The 20,843-nt window shown below is 69.8% G+C and carries 19 protein-coding genes; 8 read left to right on the forward strand and 11 right to left on the reverse strand.

Annotation, left to right across the window (positions count from 1 at the left end):
• Positions 1-13 precede the first annotated feature (13 nt).
• The 5 genes from ASF58_RS04065 to ASF58_RS04085 all read left to right on the forward strand — a co-directional run bounded on the left by ASF58_RS04065 (position 14) and on the right by ASF58_RS04085 (position 7,525).
• Positions 14-913 carry an ROK family protein gene (locus ASF58_RS04065; protein WP_055947532.1) on the forward strand — a complete coding sequence of 300 codons (900 nt, stop codon included), beginning with the start codon at positions 14-16 and terminating at the stop codon, positions 911-913.
• A 77-nt stretch (positions 914-990) separates the two neighbouring features.
• Positions 991-2,016 carry a metalloregulator ArsR/SmtB family transcription factor gene (locus ASF58_RS04070; RefSeq protein WP_055947535.1) on the forward strand — a complete coding sequence of 342 codons (1,026 nt, stop codon included), beginning with the start codon at positions 991-993 and terminating at the stop codon, positions 2,014-2,016.
• 101 nt (positions 2,017-2,117) lie between these two features.
• Positions 2,118-3,035, forward strand: a complete 918-nt coding sequence (gene metF, locus ASF58_RS04075; RefSeq protein WP_055947538.1) for a methylenetetrahydrofolate reductase [NAD(P)H] — start codon at positions 2,118-2,120, stop codon at positions 3,033-3,035.
• Between the two features lie 136 nt (positions 3,036-3,171).
• A complete protein-coding gene (gene metH / locus ASF58_RS04080) occupies positions 3,172-6,924 on the forward strand; it encodes a methionine synthase (protein WP_055947541.1) in 3,753 nt (1,250 codons plus the stop codon).
• A gap of 121 nt (positions 6,925-7,045) precedes the next feature.
• Positions 7,046-7,525 carry a hypothetical protein gene (locus ASF58_RS04085; RefSeq protein WP_244477177.1) on the forward strand — a complete coding sequence of 160 codons (480 nt, stop codon included), beginning with the start codon at positions 7,046-7,048 and terminating at the stop codon, positions 7,523-7,525.
• Here ASF58_RS04085 and ASF58_RS04090 read toward each other — a convergent pair.
• Entirely contained in the window at positions 7,522-7,737 is a 216-nt protein-coding gene (locus ASF58_RS04090) for a hypothetical protein (RefSeq protein WP_055947543.1), read from the reverse strand. The genes ASF58_RS04085 and ASF58_RS04090 overlap by 4 nt on opposite strands.
• 231 nt (positions 7,738-7,968) lie before the next feature.
• Between ASF58_RS04090 and ASF58_RS04095 the strand changes: the two genes are divergently transcribed.
• On the forward strand, positions 7,969-8,508 hold the full coding sequence (locus tag ASF58_RS04095; RefSeq protein ID WP_055947545.1) for a formaldehyde-activating enzyme: 540 nt from the start codon (positions 7,969-7,971) through the stop codon (positions 8,506-8,508).
• Positions 8,509-8,571: 63 nt separating this feature from the next.
• Here the strand turns inward: ASF58_RS04095 and ASF58_RS04100 are convergent, their stop codons facing one another.
• From ASF58_RS04100 to ASF58_RS04110, 3 genes are all read right to left on the reverse strand, one after another.
• Positions 8,572-9,027 (reverse strand): hypothetical protein, encoded by a 456-nt coding sequence (locus ASF58_RS04100; RefSeq protein WP_055947547.1) that lies wholly within the window; start codon positions 9,025-9,027, stop codon positions 8,572-8,574.
• A 29-nt stretch (positions 9,028-9,056) separates the two neighbouring features.
• Complete coding sequence (locus tag ASF58_RS04105; RefSeq protein WP_055947549.1) at positions 9,057-10,043, reverse strand: histidine kinase dimerization/phosphoacceptor domain -containing protein; 987 nt, start codon at positions 10,041-10,043, stop codon at positions 9,057-9,059.
• Positions 10,044-10,179: 136 nt separating this feature from the next.
• The gene (locus tag ASF58_RS04110; RefSeq protein WP_055947550.1) at positions 10,180-13,548 is read right to left on the reverse strand and encodes an error-prone DNA polymerase; all 3,369 of its coding nucleotides are present in this window, start codon (positions 13,546-13,548) and stop codon (positions 10,180-10,182) included.
• A 160-nt stretch (positions 13,549-13,708) separates the two neighbouring features.
• Between ASF58_RS04110 and ASF58_RS04115 the strand changes: the two genes are divergently transcribed.
• Positions 13,709-14,665 carry a D-2-hydroxyacid dehydrogenase family protein gene (locus tag ASF58_RS04115; RefSeq protein WP_055947553.1) on the forward strand — a complete coding sequence of 319 codons (957 nt, stop codon included), beginning with the start codon at positions 13,709-13,711 and terminating at the stop codon, positions 14,663-14,665.
• 18 nt (positions 14,666-14,683) lie between these two features.
• Here ASF58_RS04115 and nudC read toward each other — a convergent pair whose 3' ends face one another.
• From nudC to ASF58_RS04150, 7 genes are all read right to left on the reverse strand, one after another.
• Positions 14,684-15,589, reverse strand: a complete 906-nt coding sequence (nudC, locus tag ASF58_RS04120) for an NAD(+) diphosphatase (RefSeq protein ID WP_055947556.1) — start codon at positions 15,587-15,589, stop codon at positions 14,684-14,686.
• A 4-nt stretch (positions 15,590-15,593) separates the two neighbouring features.
• Positions 15,594-16,010: an HIT domain-containing protein gene (locus ASF58_RS04125; RefSeq protein WP_055947559.1), complete on the reverse strand. Its 417-nt coding sequence runs from the start codon at positions 16,008-16,010 to the stop codon at positions 15,594-15,596.
• Between the two features lie 49 nt (positions 16,011-16,059).
• Positions 16,060-16,839: a molybdopterin-dependent oxidoreductase gene (locus ASF58_RS04130; RefSeq protein WP_055947561.1), complete on the reverse strand. Its 780-nt coding sequence runs from the start codon at positions 16,837-16,839 to the stop codon at positions 16,060-16,062.
• Positions 16,839-17,477: a cytochrome b/b6 domain-containing protein gene (locus tag ASF58_RS04135; protein ID WP_055947564.1), complete on the reverse strand. Its 639-nt coding sequence runs from the start codon at positions 17,475-17,477 to the stop codon at positions 16,839-16,841. The genes ASF58_RS04130 and ASF58_RS04135 overlap by 1 nt, the downstream gene beginning before the upstream one ends.
• A gap of 68 nt (positions 17,478-17,545) precedes the next feature.
• The gene (locus ASF58_RS04140; RefSeq protein WP_055947567.1) at positions 17,546-18,145 is read right to left on the reverse strand and encodes a hypothetical protein; all 600 of its coding nucleotides are present in this window, start codon (positions 18,143-18,145) and stop codon (positions 17,546-17,548) included.
• Between the two features lie 96 nt (positions 18,146-18,241).
• On the reverse strand, positions 18,242-18,841 hold the full coding sequence (locus tag ASF58_RS04145) for a hypothetical protein (protein WP_055947570.1): 600 nt from the start codon (positions 18,839-18,841) through the stop codon (positions 18,242-18,244).
• 94 nt (positions 18,842-18,935) lie between these two features.
• Positions 18,936-19,793 (reverse strand): universal stress protein, encoded by an 858-nt coding sequence (locus ASF58_RS04150; protein WP_055947573.1) that lies wholly within the window; start codon positions 19,791-19,793, stop codon positions 18,936-18,938.
• A 339-nt stretch (positions 19,794-20,132) separates the two neighbouring features.
• Here ASF58_RS04150 and ASF58_RS04155 point away from each other — a divergent pair, with 339 nt between their 5' ends.
• Positions 20,133-20,840 carry a DUF4142 domain-containing protein gene (locus ASF58_RS04155; protein WP_055947576.1) on the forward strand — a complete coding sequence of 236 codons (708 nt, stop codon included), beginning with the start codon at positions 20,133-20,135 and terminating at the stop codon, positions 20,838-20,840.
• The last annotated feature ends 3 nt before the right edge of the window (positions 20,841-20,843 follow it).

Below are 20,843 nucleotides of genomic sequence, written 5' to 3' on the forward strand. Positions count from 1 at the left end.
CCTGTCCGAAACCCTGCGCATCGGCATCGATCTCGGCGGCACCAAGATCGCCGGGATCGCCCTCGCGTCCGATGGCGCGACGCGGGCTGAGCAGCGGATCGCCACGCCGCGGGACGATTACGCCGCGACGGTGACGGCCATCGCGGGCCTGGTCGGCGACCTGGAGGCGCGAGCGGGTGTTCCCGGCACGGTGGGCATCGGCATGCCCGGTGCGATCTCGCCGCGAACCGGCCTCGTCAAGAACGCGAATTCGGTCTGGCTGAACGGCCGGCCCTTCGCGCAGGATCTCGAGCGCATCCTCGCCCGCCCGGTCCGTCTCGAGAACGATGCCAACTGCCTCGCGGTGTCCGAGGCGGTCGACGGCGCCGGCGCCGGCCTGCCCGTCGTCTGGGCCATCATCCTGGGGACGGGGGTCGGCTCGGGGATCGCGCTCCACGGCCGCGCGCTCTCGGGACGTGACCGGATCGCCGGAGAGTGGGGCCACAACCCCTTGCCATCGGCCCGCGACGACGAGCGCCCCGGTCCCGCCTGCTATTGCGGCCGGCACGGATGCCTCGAAACCTGGGTCTCCGGTCCGGCGCTGGCTGCCGACCACGCGCGCTGCACCGGCACGGCGATCCGCGGCGAGGGCGTGATCGCGGCCCTGCGGGCCGGCGACGCGGCGGCCCGGGCGACCCTCGATCGCTACCTCGATCGCCTCGGGCGCGGCATCGCCCAGGGGGTCAACCTGATCGATCCGGACGTCATCGTCATCGGCGGCGGCCTCTCGCGGGTGTCGGAGATTTTGGCGGGCCTCCCCGAACGCGTGGCGCCGCACGTCTTCTCGGATGCGTTCGACACGCCGATCCGCCCGAGCCGGCACGGCGATGCCTCCGGTGTCCGCGGTGCGGCCTGGCTCTGGAACGAGCCCTGAGACGTCCGCGCGATCCATGCCGAAGGTGACCTCCGGGGCGCTTGTCAGGGCTTCCGTTTTCACATAAAGATATCTTTATGTCTAACGCGGGACCTTCCCCAGCCACGGCTCTACCGTTCCCGGACGCCCTCGCCATCCTGCGGGCAGCGGCCGAGGAGACGCGTCTGCGCATCCTCGCACTCCTGGCCGCCGGCGAGCTCTCGGTTTCCGATCTGACCGATATCCTGGGCCAGTCGCAGCCGCGCATCTCGCGGCATCTCAAGCTGCTGGTGGAGGCTGGGCTGGTGGAGCGGCACCGCGAGGGGGCCTGGGCGTTCTTCCGCCTCGTGGAGGATCGCGCCGCGCTGGTCGAGCCGTTGGTGGCCGGGCTCGATGCCGCCCGCGCGCCGCTCTCGGAAGATTTCGCCCGCCTGGAGGCCGTGCGCGCCCAGCGGGCCGAGGCGGCCCAGGCCTTCTTCGCCCGTCTCGCGCCCAAGTGGGACCACCTGCGTTCGCTGCACGTGCCCGAGGCCACCGTCGAGGCCGCGGTGCTCGACGTGCTCGGCGACCGGCCGATCCAGAGCCTCGTCGATCTCGGCACCGGCACCGGGCGCATGCTCGGGCTCCTGGCGGGGCGCGCCGCCCGGGCGGTCGGGCTCGATTCCAACCACGCCATGCTCTCGGTGGCGCGGGCGAACCTGGAGCGCCTCGGCCTGTCGCGGGTCGATCTGCGCCAGGGCGACATTCACGCGCCGCCCTTCGGGCGTGGCGGGTTCGACCTCGTCGTCGTCCACCAGGTGCTGCACTACCTCGACGACCCGGCCCGGGCCCTGCGCGAGGCCGCGCGTCTCGTCGCCCCCGGCGGTCGCCTGCTGGTCGTGGATTTCGCCCCCCACGACCTCGAATTCCTGCGCGAGGCCCAGGCGCATCGCCGCCTCGGCTTCGCACCCGAGCAGGTGACGGGCTGGCTCAACGATGCGGGCCTGCCCAGCGTCACCACCCGGGACCTCGCCCCGACCGGCGAGGTCGAGAACCAGTTGACCGTGACGCTCTGGCTCGCCACCGATGCGGCCGAGAGGGCGGTGCCCGCGGCCGAACGGATCCCGGAGCGGGCCGTCGCCTGAGGGCGGCAGTCCGCTTCGACTCGAACCCTGCATCCGAACCCGGATCGACGCGAACCCAGATCGACGACCGTCTGAACCGACCGACATAGAGGACGACCCCGATGCCAACCGCTTCCCAACATCGCGCCAGCCGCGACAGCTATCGTCCGATCCGGGTCTCCATCGAGTTTTTCCCGCCGAAGACCGACGAGATGGAGAAGATCCTCTGGTCGTCGATCGAGCGCCTCGCGCCGCTGCAGCCGAAATTCGTCTCCGTGACTTATGGCGCCGGCGGCTCCACCCGGGAGCGGACGCACAATACCGTCGCGCGGATGATCAAGGAAACCAGCCTGCAGCCGGCTGCGCACCTCACCTGCGTCGACGCCACCCGCGAGGAGATCGACGCGGTCGTCCAATCCTACTGGGATGCGGGCGTCCGCCACATCGTAGCCCTGCGCGGCGACCCGCAGGACGGCGTCGGCACCGCCTATCGGCCCCATCCCGGCGGCTACGCCCAGACCTCCGATCTCGTGGCCGGCATCAAGCGTATCGGCGACTTCAAGGTCTCGGTCTCGGCCTATCCCGAGAAGCACCCCGAGGCTCCCACCCTCGACGCCGACATCGATGCCCTGAAGGCCAAGGTCGATGCCGGCGCCGACCAGGCGATCACGCAGTTCTTCTTCGAGAACGACATCTACCTGCGCTACGTCGACAAGGTGCGGGCCGCCGGCATCGACATCCCCATCATCCCCGGCATCCTGCCGGTGCAGAATTTCAAGCAGGCAGCGAATTTCGCCCGCCGCACCGGCGCCTCGGTACCCTACTGGCTCGCCGCCCGGTTCGAGGGCCTCGACAACGATGTCGACACCCGGCGCCTCGTGGCGGCGGCGGTGGCGGCCGAGCAGGTGCTCGACTTGGTCGACCACGGCGTCAACGACTTCCACTTCTACTCGATGAACCGCTCCGACCTCGTCTACGCCATCTGCCACGTGCTCGGCCTGCGGGCCCAGGCCCCGAAGGTCGCCGCCAAGGCGGCCTGACCGCACCACATCCCGGGGCGCGAAGGCGGCCCCGGGATCCGACACGCCTATCCTGTCGAACTTCACTGTCCGGGCCCGTCGCGGTTCCGGGTTCCGGGTGCCGCGCCGCGGTCCCGGAACGACGCGTGAGAACCCCATGACCGACCTGCGCCCCGTCGACGGAAAAGAGATCGAAGCCGCCCTGCGCCAGCGCGCGGGCGAGAAAATCCTCGTCCTCGACGGGGCGATGGGGACCGTGATCCAGCGCCTGGGCTACGGCGAGGCGGACTTTCGCGGCAACCGCTTCGGCGACCATGCGCACGACCAGAAGGGCAACAACGACCTCCTGATCCTGACCCAACCCGACGCGATCCGGCAGATCCACCTCGACTACTTCCTGGCCGGGGCCGACGTCTGCGAGACCAACACCTTCTCGGGCACGACGATCGCCCAGGCCGATTACGGCATGGAAACGATCATCCACGAGTTGAACGCGGAGGGCGCGCGCCTCGCCCGCGAGGCGGCCCAGCTCGCCGAGGCGCAGGACGGCCGCCGCCGCTTCGTGGCCGGCGCCATCGGCCCGACGAACCGCACCCTGTCGATCTCGCCGGACGTCAACAACCCCGGCTACCGGGCCGTGACCTTCGATCAGGTCAAGCAGGCCTACGAGGAGCAGGTGCGCGGCCTGATGGATGGCGGCGCCGAGCTCATCCTGATCGAGACCATCTTCGACACGCTGAACGCCAAGGCCGCGGTCGCTGCCGCCTGGGCGGTGTTCGAGGAGCGGGGCATGGCCCTGCCGATCATGATCTCCGGGACGATCACCGACCTGTCCGGCCGCACCCTCTCGGGCCAGACCCCGGAGGCGTTCTGGAATGCGCTCCGCCACGCCAGCCCGCTCACGATCGGGCTGAACTGCGCCCTGGGCGCCAAGGAGATGCGCGGCCACATCTCGGAGCTGTCGCGCATCGCCGACACCCTGGTCTGCGCCTACCCGAATGCCGGCCTGCCCAATGAGTTCGGCCTCTACGACGAGAGCCCCGAGGCCATGGGCAAGCTGGTGGGCGAGTTCGCCACTGCCGGCCTCGTCAACATGGTCGGCGGCTGCTGCGGCACGACGCCGGACCACATCCGCGCCATCGCGCAGGCCGTCGCGGGTGTGAAGCCGCGCGCGATCCCGCAAGTGCCGCGCCTGATGCGCCTGTCGGGCCTGGAGCCCTTCACGCTGACGAAGGAGATCCCCTTCGTGAACGTGGGCGAGCGCACCAACGTCACCGGCTCGGCCAAGTTCAGGAAGCTCATCACCGCTGGCGACTACGCCGCCGCCCTCGATGTCGCCCGCGACCAGGTCGCGGCGGGGGCCAGCATCATCGACGTCAACATGGACGAGGGCCTGCTCGATTCCGAGAAGGCGATGGTCGAGTTCCTCAACCTCGTCGCCGCCGAGCCCGACATCGCCCGCGTACCGGTGATGATCGATTCCTCGAAGTTCCACGTCATCGAAGCCGGGCTCAAGTGCGTCCAGGGCAAGGCGATCGTGAACTCCATCTCCATGAAGGAGGGCGTCGAGAAGTTCATCGCCGACGCCCGGGTGTGCCGTTCCTACGGCGCGGCCGTGGTGGTGATGGCCTTCGACGAGCAGGGCCAGGCCGATACGCTGGAGCGCAAGGTCGAGATCTGCACCAAGGCCTACCGCGTCCTGACCGAGGAGATCGGCTTCCCGCCGGAAGACATCATCTTCGATCCGAATGTCTTCGCCGTCGCCACCGGCATCGAGGAGCACAACGGCTACGGCGTCGCCTTCATCGAGGCGACCAAGACCATCCGCGAGACCCTGCCGCACGCCCACATCTCGGGCGGCATCTCGAATCTCAGCTTCGCCTTCCGGGGCAACGAGCCGGTGCGCGAGGCCATGCACGCGGTGTTCCTGTACCACGCGATCCAGGTCGGCATGGACATGGGCATCGTGAATGCCGGCCAGCTGGCGATCTACGCCGAACTGCCGGCCGAGCTGCGCGAGCTCTGCGAGGACGTCGTCCTCAACCGCCGCGAGGATTCCACCGACCGCCTGCTGGAGGCGGCCGAGCGCTTCAAGTCCGGCGGCGGCGTCCAGGCCAAGACCGCCGACCTGTCCTGGCGCGAGGCGCCCGTGGAGAAGCGCCTGGAGCACGCGCTGGTCAACGGCATCACCGAGTTCGTGGTGGCCGACACCGAGGAGGCGCGCCTGAAATCCGCGCGCCCGCTCCACGTCATCGAGGGCCCGCTGATGGCCGGCATGAACGTGGTCGGGGACCTGTTCGGCTCGGGCAAGATGTTCCTGCCGCAGGTGGTGAAGTCCGCCCGCGTGATGAAGCAGGCGGTCGCCTATCTCGAGCCCTTCATGGAGGCGGAGAAGCTCGCCAATGGCGGTGACGGCAAGCGGCAGGCCGCCGGGAAGATCCTGATGGCGACCGTGAAAGGCGACGTCCACGACATCGGTAAGAACATCGTCGGCGTCGTGCTCGCCTGCAACAACTACGAGATCATCGATCTCGGCGTGATGGTGCCGGCGGCCAAGATTCTCGATGTCGCCAAGCGCGAGAACGTCGACATCGTCGGCCTGTCCGGCCTGATCACCCCGTCGCTGGACGAGATGGTACACGTCGCGGCCGAGATGGAGCGCGAGGGCTTCGACGTGCCGCTCCTCATCGGGGGGGCCACCACGAGCCGCGTCCACACGGCGGTGAAGATCCACCCCTCCTACAACCGCGGCCAGACCGTCTACGTCACCGATGCGAGCCGCGCCGTCGGCGTGGTCTCCAGCCTGCTCTCGAAGGAGACGCGGGAGTCGACCATCGCCAACATCCGCGCCGAGTACCGCAAGGTCTCGGACGCCCACGCCCGCTCCGAGCTCGACAAGCAGCGTCTGCCGCTGGCGAAGGCCCGCGCCAACCCGTTCCGGATCGACTGGTCGGGCTACCAGCCGAAGAAGCCGAGCTTCACCGGCGTGCGGGTCTACAGCTCCTACGAGGTCGCCGACCTAGTGCCCTACATCGACTGGACGCCGTTCCTGCAGACCTACGAGTTCAAGGGCCGCTACCCAGCGATCTTCGAGGACCCGGCGCAGGGACCGGCGGCGAAAGCCCTCTTCGACGACGCGCAGGAGATGCTGAAGCAGATCGTCGCCGAGCGCTGGTTCAACCCGAAGGCCATCATCGGTTTCTGGCCGGCCAACAGCGTGGGCGACGACATCACGCTGTTCACCGGTGAGAGCCGGTCGGAAAAACTCGCGACCTTCTTCGGCCTGCGCCAGCAGCTGACGAAGCGCGACGGGCGCGCCAACACCTGCCTGTCCGACTTCGTCGCGCCGGCCGAGACCGGCATCGCCGATTACGTCGGCGGCTTCGTGGTCACTGCGGGCCTGGAGGAGGTGCGGATCGCCGAGCGCTTCGAGCGGGCCAACGACGATTACCGCTCGATCCTGGTCAAGGCGCTGGCCGACCGCATCGCCGAGGCCCTGGCCGAGCGCATGCACGAGCGGGTTCGCCGCGAGTTCTGGGGCTACGCCGCCGACGAGTCCTTCGCGCCGGAAGACCTCGTGCGCGAGGAATATGCCGGCATCCGTCCCGCCCCCGGCTATCCCTCGCAGCCCGACCACACCGAGAAAGTCACGCTGTTCGACCTGCTCAAGGCCGAGCCGCGCATCGGCGTGAAGCTCACCGAGTCCTACGCCATGTGGCCGGGCTCGTCGGTCTCGGGCCTCTACATCGCCCACCCGGAATCGCATTACTTCGGCGTCGCCAAGGTGGAGCGCGACCAGGTCGAGGATTACGCCCTTCGCAAGGGCATGGATCTGCGGGAGGTCGAGCGCTGGCTCGGCCCGATCCTGAACTACGATCCGGCCCGCTACCTCGCGGCCGCCGCCGAGTAGGACTTCAGCGTCGCCGCGTCCCCCGGCGGGGCGGCGGCGGCGCGACCGAAACCGCTGGAGTGTGGCCGGGGAAGGCTTGACCGTGGGCGTGCCTGCGCTTCAATGCCTGCCCGGCTCAACCATGGCCCGAGACCAGCTGAAGGGCGCCCCGATCGTGTACCGGCTCACCGGCTCCCTCGTCGCCACCGTTGCGCTCGGGCTCGTCGCCTCGGGCTGCACGGGCTTCGCGTACATCTCCAAGACCTATGTCAGCCTGCCGCCCCAGGTGGTGACGATCGGCTGCAAGGATCCCTACGAGGTCTACGACCAGCGCCGGGTCCGCAAGATGCTGATCGTCTCCAACGCCCTGCGGGAGACCACGGGCTGCGGCCTCGACGATGCGCTCGCCGGCGGCGATCCGGCCCTGACCCGGGTCAAGCGCTTCCGCGAGGCGGCGCGCACCTACCTGAACGAGACGGGGCGCGAGGATTGCCGGGTCCGCGGCGAAACCGTGTTCACCGATCTGCAGACCGAATTCACCTACACCTGCGCGGCGCCGATCGAGCCCCGCGACGCCAAGGTGCAGACCCTGCCGGGCCGCAGCAACCGCGTCGGCCTCTAACGCTCGCCCGAGCCGGAGGCGCGCGGAAACGTGCGCTCCATCGCGTCCCCGGAGGCCGCCAGCAGCGCCCGCGCCAGGGTACGGGCCTCCTCCCGGTCGAGGGCAAGGATCGCCGTGACGGGTGCGCCGTTCAGGCCGGGCAGGCCGATCTCGATCCGAACCCCGTCCGGTGCGGCCGCCACCGCGATGCTCCAGTCCCGTTCTCCGCTCATGGGCTTTCCGCCTCTCCGTACCCTCGACCCTCCCGGTCGCCGGCATTCCCGCAATACCACTTCTGCGCAATGGATCCTGCGCAAGTGCCTCTGCATGACCGATCCGATGGCGTGAGGCCAGGGGCCGGAAGATCCGACCGGCGATTGACGCCGTGCCGCCCCCTGGTGTTTGTGCGCCCCGACCCATCCCGGCCCCCAGGGCCCGGCGATCATTCAGGGAAGGAAGACCCCATGTCCGAGATCTGGTTCCGTACCGGCGAGGCCACCGTGCTCGCCGCCGAGGGGCAGTACACCGACGCGATGCCGGAGGTGCTGATCGGCTCCACCCGCGGCCCGGCCGGCCAGGCCTTCGCCGGCATGATGGGGCAGGTTCAGGGCCACACCCGGATGTTCGTGGTGCGCGACCTCAACCAGCTCGTGCGCCCGGCCACGATCATGACGACGAAGGTCACGATCCATACGGCCGAGTATGCCGAATTGCTCGGCGGTGTCGTCCAGGCCGCCACGGGGGACGCCATCATCGACTGCGTGATCGAGGGCGTCCTGCCCAAGGACGGGCTCGACGAGCTCTGCATGATCATCATGATCTGGCTGGACGAGCGCTGCGGATCCGATCCGAACCTCGACCGCAAGGATCTCTACCGTACCAACTACGAGGCGACGAAGCTCGCGATCGGCCGCGCCATGAAGGGCTTGCCCACCATCGACGAGCTCATCGCCAACCGGAAGACGGTGAAGCACTACGCCCTGGAAGACGTGATCGAGTACTGATTCGCTCCAGGGTGCGACGAGGCGCGGATCCGGAGGGATCCGCGCCTCCGAAAATGGAGCCTGCTAGCCCGGTGGGATCCGCCCCACCGAGCACAGGGTGCGGATCGAGCCGCTGGCGTCGGTGTAGCAGCTCGCCGACCAGCCGTTTTGCTGGATGAAGGATTTGCGCCGCTCCCTGAGGGCGGTGGCGTGCGCCGTGGCGATGGCCGCCTGGACCGCGCCGGCGCTCTCGCCGACCACGATCTCGGCCGCCAGGGCGAGGTCGGCGAAGTAGGCGTCCGAGGGTGTGGGGTCGGAGGAGGCCGCTTGCACGATGGGCTCGGCCCGGCAGGTCAGGTCGAGCTTCAGGCCGCCGGGAACCCGCAGGTCGATGCTGGGGCCGGTGCGCCGGCCGACCTTTCCGCCCATGGCACTCGCGATCCGGGCGGCGAGGCCGTCGCACTCGTCGGCCCGTGCGAGGCCGGGTCCGAGCAGGCTCGCGCCGAGGAGGAGAGGGAGGAGGGCGCTGCGCAGTCGCATGATCGGGCTGTCCGGGGAGGTGAGCCCCCTCAGGGCGTGAAGGCGAGGCGGACCACCGTGCCGCCCTCGTTGCTGTAGCTGAGCTGTCCGCCGAGCTGTCCCGCGAGACCCTGCGCGATGCGGAAGCCGAGGCTGCGCGTCGCGTCCGGGTCGAAATCCGCGGGCATGCCGCGCCCGTCATCCGAGATGACGAGCTGCAGGCGCTCCGCATCGAGCCGCTCGAGCTGGATCGTGATGGTGCCCCGCCGCCCGTCCGGAAAAGCATGCTTGAGGGCGTTGGTCACCACTTCGACCACGAGGAGCGACAGGGTGGTGAGCTGGGTGAGGTCGAACCGCAGGGGCGGCGTGTCGACGAGGCAGACGATGTTCTGCGCGCCCGTGGCATCGAGGAGGTCGGTGCAGAGTTCCCTGAGGTACTGCCCCACCGGGCGCTCGATGCTGCTCGGGTCGTACAGGCGCCGATGGATGCGCGAGATCGTCTCCAACCGCACCCGTGCCTCGTCGAGGGCGGTGAGCGCCGCGTTCGGATCGTTGCCGACCTTGCGCTTCTGCAGGGTCAGGAGGGCGGCCACGAACTGCATGTTGTTGGCGACCCGGTGCTGCAGCTCCTGGAACATCGTGCGCTGCTGCTCGTAGAGCCCCGCCGAGACCTGCCGCTCGGTGCGCAGCCGCTCGCCCGCCCGATGCATGACGTGGATCAGCGCGATATCGACCGCAACGATGAAGACGTAGAAGCCCAGGGCCAGGGCGGTCGGCCCGTCGATGATGAAGCTGCTGACGGGCGGGATGAAGAAGTACCAGGCGGCGAACCCGCTCAGGGTCGCGCAGGTGATGCCCGGCCGCAGGCCGAAGAAGAAGGTCGTGAGGATCACGGCCGGGAAGAACGTCAGGTAGGGAAAGCCCGGCGGCAGGATGTCGTCCAGGGCGAAGCGCAGGCCGAGGGCGAGGGCCGACGCCGTCAGGGCGGCTCCCTCGCCCAGCCAAGGGCGCGCGCGCAGGCGCTCGGTCGCATGCACGACCTGCCAGCCTCTCCACCAGGGGGCGTGTGTCGATGAGTGGGACAGCGTCGTGGGTCTCGTCGAGGTTTGGAACAGCTCTAGTCTGGGGCGGGCCGTGTGGCCAGCGGGTCGGGCCCGCGGCCGCGATTCAGCCTCAATGAAAATCGCGGCTGCGGTAAATGCGTCGATCCTCCGGGGCGCCGAAATCGGTGGTCTCGGGCGGTAGCCGCAGGCCTCCGGCGCGCAGATCCCGCAAGGCGGACGAGAGATCGCGGAACTGCTCGGCCAGGAGGTGCACCACGAGGCCCTGGCGCTGCACCCGGCCGCGCACCGCCAGGAAGCGGGCGCCCATGGCGGTCGCCCGATGAGCCTCGAACACGTCGCGCCAGACGATGACGTTGGCGATCCCGGTCTCGTCTTCCAGGGTCAGGAACACGGTGCCGCGCGCCGTGCCGGGCCGCTGCCGGGTGAGGACGAGGCCCGCCACGGTGACGCGGGCATTGTTCGCCACGCGGGCCGCGTCGTGGTGGTCGCGGGCGGGGATCGCGCCGATCCGGGCGAGCCGGGTCCGGAAGAACGCCACCGGATGGCCCTTCAGGGAGAGGCCGGTGGCGGCGTAGTCCTCCGCCACGTGCTCCGAGGCCGCCATGGCGGGCAGGGCCACGGCGGGTTCGGCCCGGAACAGACCGTCATCGGCATGGAAGGCGAAGAGCGGCATCGGCGTGTCGAGGAGATGCGTCCGCCGATCGCCGTCGCTCCGCAGGGCCGCCTTGCGGGCCGAGGTGCCTTCCAGGGTCCGCACCGCCCAGAGGGCGGCCCGGCGGTCGAGGTCGAGGGAGCGGAACGCGTCCGCCTCGGCCAGCCGTTCCAGGGCGTTGCGAGGCAGGGCGAGGGCCGCCTGCAGACCCTCGATGCTGGCATAGCCGTTGCCCCGCAGAGCGACGAGGCGGTGCATGGCGGCCTGCGGCACGCCGCTCACCTGGCGCAGGCCGAGGCGCACGGCGAAGCGCCGCGGGATGCCGGGCGGCGGGGGCTCCAGGGCCGGCTCGAGGGTGCAGTCCCAGGCGCTGGCATTCACGTCGACGCCGCGGACTTCGACTCCGTGGGCGCGGGCATCGCGCACGAGCTGCGCCGGCTGGTAGAAGCCCATCGGCTGGGAGTTGAGGATGGCGGCGAGGAAGACGTCCGGGTGGCGGCACTTCATCCAGGCGGAGGCGTAGACCAGCAGGGCGAAGCTCGCCGCATGGCTTTCCGGGAAGCCGTAGGTGGAGAAGCCCTCGATCTGCTTGAAGCAGCGCTCGGTGAAGTCGCGCGGGTAGCCGCGTGTGACCATGCCCTCGACGAACTTGGTGCGGAAGTTCACGATCTGGCCGTTGTGCCGGAAGGTGGCCATGGCCCGGCGCAGGCCGTCGGCCTCGTGCGGCTGGAAACCGGCGGCGGTGATCGCGATCTGCATCGCGTGCTCCTGGAACAGGGGTACGCCGTAGGTCCGCCTGAGCACGCTCTCGAGCTCGTCCTGGGGTCCGTGATCGGGATGGGGGGAGGGGTAGCTGACCGGCTCCAGCCCCTGGCGACGGCGCAGATAGGGATGGACCATGTCGCCCTGGATCGGCCCGGGCCGGACGATCGCCACCTGCACCACGAGGTCGTAGAACTCCCGCGGCTTCAAGCGCGGCAGCATCGACATCTGTGCCCGGCTCTCGACCTGGAACACGCCGACGGAATCGGCCTTGGCCAGCATCGCGTAGGTGGCCTCGTCCTCGCGCGGCAGGTCGGCGAGCGTTGGATAATCGTGCCCGTAATCCTGCCGCAGGAAGTCCACGCCCCGGCGCAGACAGCTCAGCATGCCGAGCGCGAGCACGTCGACCTTCATCAGGCCGAGCACGTCGATGTCGTCCTTGTCCCACTCGATGAAGGTGCGGTCCGCCATGGCGGCGTTGCCCACCGGCACGGTCTCGTCGAGGCGCCCGCGGGTCAGCACGAAGCCGCCCACGTGCTGGGACAGGTGGCGCGGGAAGCCGATCAGCGCGTGGGCGAGTTCCAGCGCCTGCCGGATCGACGCGTTGTCCGGGTCGAGGCCCGCCTGTCGGATATGGGCGTCGGGCAGGTCCTTGCCCCAGGAGCCCCAGACCGTGTCGGCCATCACGCCGGTGATGTCGGGGGGCAACCCCAGGACCTTGCCGACTTCCCGGATGGCGCTGCGCGGACGGTAGTGGATCACTGTGGCGCAGATCGCGGCGCGGTCGCGGCCGTAGCGATCGTAGAGGTACTGGATCACCTCCTCGCGGCGCTCGTGCTCGAAATCCACGTCGATGTCGGGGGGCTCCGCCCGGTTCTCCGAGATGAAGCGGGCGAAGAGCAGGCGGATCTCGGTGGGGTCGACCGCCGTGATGCCGAGGCAGTAGCAAACCACGGAATTGGCCGCCGAGCCGCGCCCCTGGCACAGGATACCCCGCTTGCGGGCGAACTCGACGATGTCGAACAGGGTGAGGAAGTAGCGCGCGTAGTCCATCTTCTCGATGAGACGCAGCTCCTCCTGGATTGTGTTCACTATTTGTTCGGGAATGCCGTCCGGATAGCGCCACTGGGCGCGCTTCAACACCTGGTCGGTGAGATAGGCCTGTGCGGTGAAGCCCGGCGGCACCGGCTCGTCAGGGTATTCGTAGGTCAGTTCGTCGAGGGAGAAGCTGCAGGTCTCGGCGATCTCGATGGTGCGGGCCAGGGCCTCGGGATGGTCGGCGAAGAGGCGCGCCATCTCGGCCGCGGGCCGCAGGTGGCGCTCCGCATTGGCTTCCAGGCGGTAGCCCGCGGCCGCCAGGGTACAGCCCTCGCGGATGCAGGCGACGATGTCCTGCAGGGACCGCCTGTCCGGGTGGTGGTAGAGCGCGTCCGAGACTGCCACCAGGGGGGCACCCAGGCGCGCGCCCCAGGCGGCCAGGCGACCGAGGCGGCGGCGCTCGTCGCCGCGCCGCCGGTGGCTCCCCGCCAGGGTGACCCGGCCGGGAGCCTGCGCGACCAGGGCCGCGAGCCGGCTCAGGAACGGGTGCATCCCCGCGAGATCCCTTCTCGCAAAGTCCTCTCCAGCAAGCTCTTCCCCAGCGAGCTCTTCCGGGGGAATCGCGATCAGCATCTGTCCCGCGCTGGCCGCCAGGAATTCGGCGAAGCCGAAGCGGCACCGGCCCTTCTCGGAGCGGCGGTTGCCGAGGGTCAGGAGCCGGCACAGGCGGCCGTAGGCGGCCCGATCCATCGGGTAGGCCACGGCCTCGAAGCCTTCCTCCGTCACGAGGCGTACGCCGGGCAGGAAGCGGATACCGGGTTCGCCGGCGGCGGCTCGCCGCTTCGCCTCCGCATGGCCCCGCACCACGCCCGCCAGGGTATTGCGGTCGGCGATGCCGATGGCGTGGAGCCCGAGCTCGGCGGCCTGACCCACCATCTCGCCGGGATGCGAGGCTCCGTGCAGGAACGAGAAGTTCGTGGTGACGGCGAGCTCGGCATAGGCGGGCGGTTCGGATGTCGACCCCATCTGGCTCCCGGCTCCGCTGCACCCGTCTGCAGTCGAGAACGAATCGTGATCGTTTCAGATCCCGGGGTGCCGGTTTCGCGCCGGTGAGTCAAAGTCCCGAAGGCCTCTGGCCAAGCTGTTCGGCCTACGTTAGCCCGGTCCTCCCCAGACAGGATGTCCCATGCTCACCTGCGCGATCCTCGACGATTACCAGGGCGTCGGCCCGACGATGGCGGATTGGTCGGGTTTGGCGGACCGGATCACCCTGCGCGACCTGCGCACCACCTTCGCAACGCGGGACGCGCTCGTCGACGCGATCCAGGATTGCGAGATCGTCGTGATGATGCGCGAGCGCACGCCGTTCCCGGCCGAGCTGTTCGCGCGCCTGCCGCGGCTGCGGCTCCTTCTCACCAGCGGGATGCGCAACCTGTCGATCGACCTGGCCGCCGCGCAGGCGCACGGTGTTACGGTCTGCGGCACCGCCAGCCACCCCGAGCCGCCGGTGGAACTGACCTGGGCGCTGATCCTCGGGCTCGCCCGCCACCTCGTGCCGGAGGTGCAGGCCCTGCGGACGGGCGGCCCCTGGCAGGCCAGCGTCGGCAGCGATCTGGCCGGTCGCCGTCTCGGCCTTCTCGGTCTCGGCAAGACGGGCGCCCGCGTCGCCCGGATCGGCCAGGCCTTCGGCATGGAGGTCAGCGCCTGGAGCCCCAATCTCACGCGCGAGCGGGCTGCGGCCGAGGGGGTCGCCCTCGCGCCCTCCCTGGAGGCGCTGCTGGCGGCGAGCCACGTCGTCTCGATCCACCTCGTTCTCGGAGAACGCACCCGCGGCCTCGTCGACGACGCGGCGCTGCGCCGGATGCGGTCCGACGCGTTCCTGATCAACACCTCCCGTGCGGCGATCGTGGACGAGGCCGCGCTGCTGGCGGCCCTTGCCGAGAACCGGATCGCCGGTGCCGGCCTCGACGTGTTCGAGACGGAGCCGCTGCCGCCGGACTCCCCATGGCGCAGCTTGCCCAACGTGCTGGCGACGCCCCATCTCGGCTACGTCACGGAGCGGAACTACCGCACCTACTTCCCCGAGATCGTGGAGGACATCCGGGCCTTCCTCGACGGAGCGCCGATCCGGGTCCTGGGGTAAGCCGGCCGGGGAGGGACTTCAGGCCCGCCCCTCGACGAAGGCCCGCATCAGCAGGTTGGCGATCGCCAGGGGCGGCGGCGTGGTCAGGCCGTCGGGATGGCGGCCCTCGAGCATCGCCGCGACGGTGTCGCGCGAGAACCATTGCGCGTCGGCGAGTTCCTCCGGATCGAGGGTGATGGCCGCGTCGAGGCTCTCGGCCACGCAGCCGATCATCAGCGAGGACGGGAACGGCCAGGGCTGCGAGGCGTGGTAGCGCACCGCGCCGATGGTCAGGCCGACCTCCTCGAAGGTCTCGCGCCGCACGGCGTCCTCGACAGTCTCGCCGGGCTCCAGGAAACCGGCGAGGCAGGAATACATGCCCTCGTTGAAGCGCGGCGAGCGGCCGAGCAGGCAGGAATCCCCTCGGGTGATCAGCATGATCACCACGGGGTCGGTGCGGGGGAAATGGTGCGTCCCGCAGGCCGTGCATTCGCGGCGATAGCCGCCGGCCGCGAGGGTGGTCGGGTTCCCGCAATGGGCGCAGAAGCCGTGGCGCGCATGCCAGCCGAGCAGGGACTTCGCCGTGGCGAGGAGCCCGAGTTCATGCGGCGCGATCCGCCCCTCGCCCGCGAGGCTGCGCAGATCGTTGGTGCGGAATCCCGGATCGGCATCGAGGCCCTCTGCCAGCGCCGCCGGCACGGCGGCAGCGAAGACCGGGTCGCCGTCGAGGCGCCCGAGATAGAGTGTCAGGCTGCGCGTGCCCATGCGGGCGGCCGCATCCGGCGCCAGGAGCGCCGTATCGCCCACGAGCACGACGCGGTCGCCCGCCAGGACGACGATGCTGGCGCCGGGCGCATCGAGCGCGGGGATCGCGGACGCGCTCTCGGCGGAGTGACGCACGAGGCGGCTCTGGACGTAGCCGAGCTGGCTCAAGGGATCGGCCATCGCCTCAAGCCGCCGCGAACAGGGCGCCGATGCGCTCGATCATCTGGGCGCGGGCGTGGTGCGGGTAGGGGGTGGCGGTGCCGAGGCCCCAGACCGGCTTCGGCCAGGCCGGATCGGAGCGGAAGCGCCCGATCACGTGCACGTGGAGTTGGGAGACGACGTTGCCGAGCGCCGCGACATTGACCTTGTCGGGCTTGGCCAGGGTCAGCATCACGCCGGTGGCGATCCGCAGCTCGTCCATCAGCGCCTGCGCATCCGCCGGGGCGAGATCGGTGATCTCGCTGGCGCCGGCCCGGCGCGGGACGAGGATCAGCCAGGGGAAGCGGGCATCGTCCATGAGGAGGACGCTGCACAGGGCGAGGTCGCCCACATGCACGGTGTCGGCGGCCAGCTGCGGGTCGAGGGCGAAGTCTGTGCTCATCGCCAGGCGATGTAGAACGGAACCGTGGCCGATGCGAGGGGCGGGGCGCTCAGATCCCGCTGAACCAGTTGTAGCCCTGGTCCTCCCAGTAGCCGCCCGGATAGTCGTTGGTCACGAAGATCGCCGCGATGTGCTTCGGGCTCTTGAAGCCGAGCTTCGTCGGCACCCGGACCCGCAGGGGATAGCCGTACTCGGGCGCGAGGGGCTGGCCGGCGAAGTCGAGGGCCAGGATCGTCTGCGGGTGCAGGGCACTCGGCATGTCGAGGCTGCCGTAGTAGCGGTCGGCGCACTTGAAGCCGACATACTTGGCGGTGAGGTCGGCGCCGCTCCGCTCCAGGAAGGTCCGCAGCGGCACGCCGCTCCACTGCCCGATCTGGCTCCAGCCCTCGATGCAGATGTGGCGGGTGATCTGGCTCTCCTGCGGCAGGGCCCGGAGCTTCGCCAGGGTCCAGGGCGCCTTGTCGGCGACGAGGCCGGAGACCTCGAGCTTCCAGGTCGCCTCGTCGATCTCCGGAATGTTGTCCGGCGGGTAGAAGGCGTTGAAGCGGAACGGGCTGTCGATCATCGAGGCCGGGTAGGTCGGGGCCAGGGTCGCGGGATCGAACAGCCATTGCTGGACCCGGTCATTGGCCCGCGACATCGCCCAGAGGACGCGGTCCGCCAGGGTGCCGTTGCTGCCGGTGGAGAGGTCGCAGCCGGAGAGCAGGGTCAGGGCACCCAGGGAGAGGCCGCCGCGCAGCACCATCCGGCGCTCCAGGCGCGCGAGGTCGGGGGCGAGGTCGCGGCGCAGAGCCTTGAGGCGGGCGGCGTCGTCGGGATCGCGGGGCATCAGCGAACGGTCTCCTCGGTGACGCGGGCGCGGCCGGTGATCATCGCCAGCAGCGTACTGGGCACGATGGCCACCAGGGCGAGGTGGAGCAGGATGAAGCCTCCCAGGCCCGCCATGGCGGCGAAATGCACACGCCGCGCCCACTCGTAGCCGCCGAACAGGTTCGCCAGGGCCTGCCACTGCACGGGCTTCCACAGGGCACATCCGGAGGCAACCAGGAGGAGGCCGAGCGCGATCGCGATCCCGTAGGCGAGGCGCTGGACGGCGTTGTAGCGGCCGACCCGGTGAACGAGGCGGAACCTCAGAGCGGCCCGGGCATCGCGCCAGATCGCGCCCGGGCTCAGGGGCAGGAAGGTGGTGGCGAAGTGGCGGGCGAGGAGGCCGTAGATCAGGTAGGCGAGGCCGTTGAGGGCGAAGAGCCACATGGCGGCGAAGTGCCAGGCCAGGGCGCCGCCGAGCCAGCCGCCGAGAGTCGCCCATTTCGGGAACGCGAAGGGAAAGAGCGGCGAGGCGTTGTAGATTGCCCAGCCGCTGAACAGCATGCAGAACACCGCGACGGCGTTGATCCAGTGCGTGATCCGCACCACGAGCGGGTGAATCACCACGAGGCGCGACGGTGTTTCGGGGACGATCGTCAACGGGACCTCGGGTTCTCGGGACGGGAAACCCGGCCCCGTCCGCTGCGGCGGAGGGGCCGGGGAGGGGATCACATCGACGGGACGGTGCCGTTGCGGCCGACGATCAGCACGGCGGCGTTGAGCTTGCCGTCGGGGCCCGCCTTGGTGAAGGCCACGACCTTGGCGCCCGGCACCACGATGCTCTTCTCGCCCGGGTCGACGAGGGTCACCGGCACGTCCTCCGGCACCATCACCTTCTTCTCGCCGCCCTGATACTTGACCAGCATCGTCCGGCCCTCGGTGCCGGAGAGGCTGCCGATGGCGCCGTTGGTCATGGTGGAGTTGGAGCCGAGATCCCACGGATAGTGGCCGTCGGCGGTGCCGCGCAGGGAGGAGGCGAACACCGTCACCTGCAGGGCCTTCTGGGTGCCGTCGGGCTGCGGGATCGCGGCGGTGCCGATGTAGCTCTCGGACTTGATGTCGGAGAGCTTCCCGGTGCTGGCTGCCAGCAGCTTGGTGTCGTCCCCGAAGGTGACGGTCTTGGTCTCGCCCATGCGGGGCTTGATCGTGACGGTCGAACCATCGACCGACTCGATGGTGCCGCGGTAGCGCACCACGTCGGCGGCGCGCGCCGGTGCGGTGGCGAGCGCGAGGCCGACGGTGAGGCCGGTGAGCAGCGTCTTCATCATGGCGTTCTCCCTGGGGTGTTGGTGGACGGGCGCGGGGCGCCCGCCCGGCCCGGTTTCCCGGGCGTCTTCCGGCGTTGGGGCCGAGCCCGCCGCCGCTCACATCGGCGGGACGGTGCCGTTCTCGCCCACGATCATCCGGTCGGCCACGGCGACGCCGCCGGCATCCGCCTTGGTGAAGGCCACGATTCGGGCACCCGGCTTGATCTTGCTGGCATCCCCGGGGGCCAGGGCCACGACCGGCACGCCCTCCGGCACGGTGATGGTCTTCTCGCCGCCCTTGTAGGTCACCCGGATCGTCCGGTCGGTGGTCCCCGAGAGGGCGCCCACCGCGCCGTTGGTCATGGTGTTCTCCTTCTCGAGATCCCACGGGTAGTGGCCGTCGCCGGTTCCGCGCATGCTCGGCGCGAACACCGCGACCTCGAGGGCCTTCAGGGTTCCGTCCGGCTGCGGCGTGGCGGCGGTGCCGATGTAGCTGTCGGGCTGAATGTCGCTGATCTTGGCGGCATTGGCGGTGGCGACCCGAACGCCGTCGCCGAGCTTGACCTGCACCGGCGCGCCCATGCGCGGCTTGATGGTGACGCTGGTGCCGTCCACCGCCTCGATCGTGCCTCGGATGCGGACGACGGGGGAGTCGGCCATGGCCGGAAGGCTAAGGGCGAGGCCGGACAGGGCGAGGACGAGAGTCAGCGACTTCATGCAGAGGATTCCTGGCAACCGGTTCGAACCGGCCGCCGGGACGGTGCTCCCAATCTTCCGCGCGCGCAAGTCAATTGCGCGCGATGCGGATAGGTCAGTGGGCCATCAGCATCGGGATCGCCGCATGGGCCAGGAGGTGGCTCGTCGGGCCACCGAAGATCATCTGTCGCAGGCGGCTCTGGGTGTAGGCGCCCTTGATGAGGAGGTCGCACCCGAAGGCTTCAGCCTCGGCGAGGTAGACCTCTCCGGGTGTCCGCCGACCGGCCGAATGAGCGCGGAAATCGGCGCTGATGCCCTCGCAGGCCAGGGCACGCGCCAGTTCCTCGGCCGTCGGGCCCGGGACCGTCCCACCCTCGACGCTGATGACGCGGATCCGCTTGGCCTGCCGCAGGAACGGCATTGCGAAGGCCACCGCGCGGGCCGTCTCGGTCGATCCGTTCCAGGCGATCAGGATCGCCTCGCCGAGGGTGGCGGGGGCGATCGGCGGCGCCAGCAGGATCGGCCGTCCGCTCTCGAACAGGGCGGTCTCGAAGGTGGTCATGCGCGGGGCGCCGTCCTCGGTTCCGGGCCGGCCCACCACGGTGGCGGTGAACAGGCGCGCGTACTGGCCCAGGAAGCCGTCGCCGGCCGGTACGTCGGCCCGCCAGCGGTAGCGCGGGCCGGCGGCCAGGGCCTCCGGGTTGCACGGACCCTCGGCCGCGAGCGGCAGGCTGGCCTGGGTCATGAAGTCGATGAACTGCCGCCCGGCGCGCTCGGCTTCGACCTTGTCGGCCTCCTCGTCACGGAGCCAGGTCATGCCTCCGACCATGTCGACGGGAACGTACTCGGCCAGGGCCGGCCGCAGGGAGACGCCCTCGATGAGGCTGCCGAACCGGCGGGCGGTGAGGATCGCGGTCTCGAAGACCGAGGGCAGAGCGTCATGGGACGCGACGGGAACGAGCAGGGTCTTCATCGGGAGCCTTCCTCGCAACGGCACGATGGGACCAGGCTAATGCGAAACGCGGTCCTGGAAAACAGGATGGCCGGGCCCACCCGCAGTTTTCCCGAGGTGCTTGGACGAGGTGCTCGGATCGGCACGCCAAGAGGTGCGCCGAAAGCAAATCGAGCAGAAAGCTTGGCCATTTAGAAGATCAGTTTCGTTTGGGTAAAGCTGAGAAAAGAACCCGTGTAAGTTGGGAACCCAATCGCAACCGCGTCGTTGGCCCACCAACCATGACAGGCTCGCCCTCCGTCAGGAATGAATAGCCTTTGGGCATTCAGGCTGCACTGTCGCGTTGGATTAGAGGAACACATGATCAAGAAGACTCTCGCTCTCACCGCCGTGATGACCGTTCTGTCCGCTCCTGCCTTCGCGCAGAGCATGGGCGACTTCCGCATGGACGCCATGCAGGCCAACGCCTTCGAGATTCAGTCGAGCCAGATCGCGATCAACAAGAGCCGCAACCCGCAGGTGCTGCGCTTCGCGCGCGAGGCGATCCGTGACCACCGCGCCGCCAACGTGGCCCTGGCCGGTGGCGAGAACAACTACGCCGCGGTCCGCGGCAACGAGGGCCTCGGCGGCCTGATCACCGCCCCGCTCGCGGTGGCGGGTGGTGCGGTCGGTGCAGCCACGGGCGCTGCCGCCGGCGCGGTGGGCGGCACCCTCAGTGGCGGTCCCATCGGGGGCGTCGAAGGCATCGGTTCGGGCGCGGCTCGCGGTGCGGCGACCGGCAGCCAGGCCCTGCGCGGCGATGTCGACACCACCGCCGGTACCACGATCATCCAGCCGAATCCGCAGCAGCAGGCGATGCTGGCCGAGTTGTCTCAGACGCCGGCCGGCCCGCGCTTCGATCGTCTCTACGGTCGCATGCAGGTCCAGTCACACGAGATGACCATCGGCATGTTCCGCTCCTACGCCGCCTCCGGCCCGAACCCGGCCCTGCGCGCACATGCGGAGCAGGCCCTGCCGGTGCTGCAGTCCCATTACCAGATGGCCCAGAGCCTTCCGGGCGCTCGCTGAGCC

It is taken from the genome of Methylobacterium sp. Leaf125 (genome assembly GCF_001423085.1).
Classification (GTDB): Bacteria; Pseudomonadota; Alphaproteobacteria; order Rhizobiales; family Beijerinckiaceae; genus Methylobacterium.